Raw genomic sequence first — 2,795 nt, 5'->3', positions numbered from 1 at the left:
GGGTCAGCAGGGCCAGCAGGCCGACATTGATCGCCAGGCCCGCGCCGCCCGCCGCCAGCCGCCCTCGCCACCGCCCTCGCGCGACCATCGACCGCTCCGCCCGCTTCTCGTCCGCAGGTTGCGACGGCTCGCCCGGCCGATTTACGGCGCCGCCAGGGCCAATTGCGGCGACGCTTGAGCCGCGCCCACAAATCGCTACACCGGCTGGATGTTCCGCCAGCGCCCCGACGCCGATCTGATCGTTCAAGGCTGGGTCGTCGGCGTGATGGTCGAGATCGTCGGCGAACGCCTGCCGGTCCGCCACTACTTCGCCGTCGGCAAGGCCGACCGCGCCCAGGCCGAGTGGACGGCCGTCGACCTGGCCATGCAGGCTGGCCCAGTCGCCTCCAGCCCGTCCGGCGGCCGCGAGCCGGTCGAGGCCCTGCGCGAGGTGGTGGCCTTCAAGATGCGCGAACTGGGCCTGAAGCCGGGCGAGGCGCGGGCCCTGGGCGACAAGTTTCCGAGGCGCTGGCTGCCGGCGTAGGGGCTTTCGCCGCCACCCAACGGTTGTCATCCCGGACAAAGCCCGAAGGGCCGCAGATCCGGGACCGCCGGAAGCTCTGAGTTCACGCGTCGGTCCCGGATCTTCGCGCTGCGCGCTCGTCCGGGATGACAGTTCTTGGGGTGCTAAATGAGGTGTCTTCCCTTCCTCCTCATCCCAAGCCATCCTCCGCTCCAAACAAGCGTTGGAGGGGATGTCGATGTCACGGAAGCTGTGGGCCGCGCTGGGCCTGATCACGACGCTGGGCTTGAGCACGACAGCCTGCGCCCGCAACTCGTCCACCCCGCCGCCCATACCGAACGACTACGCCAAGGACGAGAACTGGCTGTGCCGTCCCGGCCGGGCGGACGCCTGCGCCGCCGACCAGACCGCCACGGTGATCCAGGCGAACGGTTCGACCAGCGTCGAGACCTTCAAGGCCGACCCCAACGCGCCGATCGACTGCTTCTACGTCTACCCGACGGTGTCGTCCGACCCGGGCGGCAACAGCGACATGACGCCGGACCTGCCGGAAAAGGCCGTGGCCGACCAGCAGTTCGCCCGTTTCGGCTCGGTCTGCAAGCTGTACGCCCCCAGCTACCGCCAGGTGACCATCGCGGCCCTGCGCAAGGTGATGATGGGCCAGGCCTCGACCGGCGACGGCGAGCTGGCCTATGCCGACGTTCTGGCCGCCTGGAAGGACTACCTGGCCCGCGACAACCACGGCCGCGGCGTGGTGCTGGTCGGCCACTCGCAGGGCTCGCGCGTCCTGCTGCGGCTGATCAAGGAGGAGATCGACGGCAAGCCGGTTCAGAAGCAGGTGGTCTCGGCCCTGATCCTGGGCATGAACACGCCCGTCGATCCGGCCAAGGACAGCTACGGCTCGCTGCCCCTGTGCCGCAAGACCGGCCAGACCGGCTGCGTGATCAGTTACGTCTCGTTCCGCGCCGACAGCCCGCCGCCGGCCACCAGCAAGTTCTTCGGCAAGGTGCCCGAGCCGGGCCTGAAGGCCGCCTGCGTCAATCCCGCGGCCCTGGGCGGCGGTTCGGCGACGGTGAAGAGCTATTTCAGCGACCGCACGATCATGGGCACGGCCATGCGCCCGGCCACGGTCTGGGCCAAGGACGTCAGCGTCTCGACGCCCTATGTGGCGCTGCCGGGCCTGGTCTCGGCCGAATGCGTCAGCCAGGGCGGCTTCGACTACTTGGCCGTGACGGTGCACCCCGACAAGGCCGATCCCCGCGCCGACAACATCCCCGGCGACCTGCTGGTGCTGGGCCAGCCCCTTAAGGACTGGGGCCTGCACCTGGTCGACGTGAACCTGACGATCGGGGATCTGGTCGGCGTGGTCGGGGCGCAGTCGAAGGCTTATACGGCGGCCGCGAAATAGGTCGGCGGCTCACGGACTTGCCCCCACCTGGCGGCTTCGCCGCCTGTCCGCCCCCATAGGGGGCGGAGGAGGGCCACGCACAGCGTCCTCTTCCCCCTGTGGGGGAAGAGGATCGCGAAGCGATCCGTAGGGGGCAAGTGATCGCCGCACGATTGGGGACATGCCCGAGGGCATGTCCCCAGCATGTTCAGTCCCTGGTGACGCTCTTGAACACCGTCACGCCCAGGACGGCGAAGATGATGAAGCCGATCAGGAACAGGAAGAACAGGATCTTGGCGATGCCCGCCGCCGCGCCGGCGATGCCGGTGAAGCCCAGGGCGCCGGCGATCAGGGCGATGACCGCCAGGATGATGGCCCACTTCAACATGGTCGTTTCCTCAAAGCACTGGCCCGCCCGTCGCGAGCTCGGACCACGCAAACGCGGCCTTGGCGCGCACTGTTCCCTTTGGCCGTCTTGTGTTCGCCGCGTTCGCTCGGTAACCCACTGACATGGCCTCCAAGCCCGAAAGCCCGACCGAACCGTTCAAGCGCGCCCTGGCCCACGCGGCGCGGTCGCTCGCCGAGACCCCCGACCTGGAGGTGGTGTTCTCGGGCGAAGGTCCCAGCCTGATCGGCAACCGGGCGGTGCTGCCCCATCCGCCGCGCGACCTGAACCCCAAGGAGGCCGCCCGCATCCGGGGCCTGGCCGACCAGATGGCCCTGCGCCTGGCCCACCACGACAACGTCGCCCACGCCCGGGCCCGGCCCAGCTCGCCCGACGGCCAGGCGGCCTTCGAGGCCATCGAGCAGGCCCGGCTGGAAGCGATCGGGTCCAACGCCCTGGGCGGCGTCCGCCAGAACCTGACCGCCGCCCTGGAGGCCCGCCTCGAAAAGCAGGGCCTGACC

General features: G+C 69.7%; 4 protein-coding genes and 1 pseudogene. 3 read left to right on the top strand and 2 right to left on the bottom strand.

The genetic code is table 11. The annotated features are described in order from the left end of the window. Nucleotides 1–247, bottom strand: a 247-nt coding sequence (locus AC1DZ6_RS22950; protein ID WP_477099422.1) for a hypothetical protein, incomplete at its 3' end; no start/stop codon positions are given. On the opposite strand from AC1DZ6_RS22950, the gene AC1DZ6_RS22945 reads away from it, so the two are divergent. Both AC1DZ6_RS22945 and AC1DZ6_RS22940 read left to right on the top strand, forming a co-directional pair. Beyond that, a complete protein-coding gene (locus tag AC1DZ6_RS22945) occupies nt 209–523 on the top strand; it encodes a hypothetical protein (protein WP_477099421.1) in 315 nt (104 codons plus the stop codon). The two genes, AC1DZ6_RS22950 and AC1DZ6_RS22945, sit on opposite strands and share 39 nt — an antisense overlap. 217 nt (nt 524–740) lie before the next feature. After that, nucleotides 741–1,910, top strand: a complete 1,170-nt coding sequence (locus AC1DZ6_RS22940; RefSeq protein ID WP_477099420.1) for a DUF3089 domain-containing protein — start codon at nt 741–743, stop codon at nt 1,908–1,910. A 187-nt stretch (nt 1,911–2,097) separates the two neighbouring features. Here the strand turns inward: AC1DZ6_RS22940 and AC1DZ6_RS22935 are convergent, their stop codons facing one another. Continuing rightward, complete coding sequence (locus AC1DZ6_RS22935; protein ID WP_477099419.1) at nt 2,098–2,277, bottom strand: DUF1328 domain-containing protein; 180 nt, start codon at nt 2,275–2,277, stop codon at nt 2,098–2,100. Nucleotides 2,278–2,399: 122 nt separating this feature from the next. Here AC1DZ6_RS22935 and AC1DZ6_RS22930 point away from each other — a divergent pair. Then, nucleotides 2,400–2,795 (top strand): annotated as a pseudogene (locus AC1DZ6_RS22930) (cobaltochelatase subunit CobT); the annotation flags it as partial.

The organism is Caulobacter sp. P1_B12_2, assembly GCF_056406675.1.
The sequence above is the reverse complement of the archived record's forward strand: the minus strand, read 5'-3'. Positions and strand labels throughout refer to the sequence as shown.

Excerpts from the sequence above, each read along its gene's own strand:
- AC1DZ6_RS22945 (WP_477099421.1), top strand. The coding sequence starts at position 209 with ATGTTCCGCCAGCGCCCCGACGCCGATCTGATCGTTCAAGGCTGGGTC.
- AC1DZ6_RS22940 (WP_477099420.1), top strand. The coding sequence starts at position 741 with ATGTCACGGAAGCTGTGGGCCGCGCTGGGCCTGATCACGACGCTGGGC.
- AC1DZ6_RS22935 (WP_477099419.1), bottom strand. The coding sequence starts at position 2,277 with ATGTTGAAGTGGGCCATCATCCTGGCGGTCATCGCCCTGATCGCCGGC.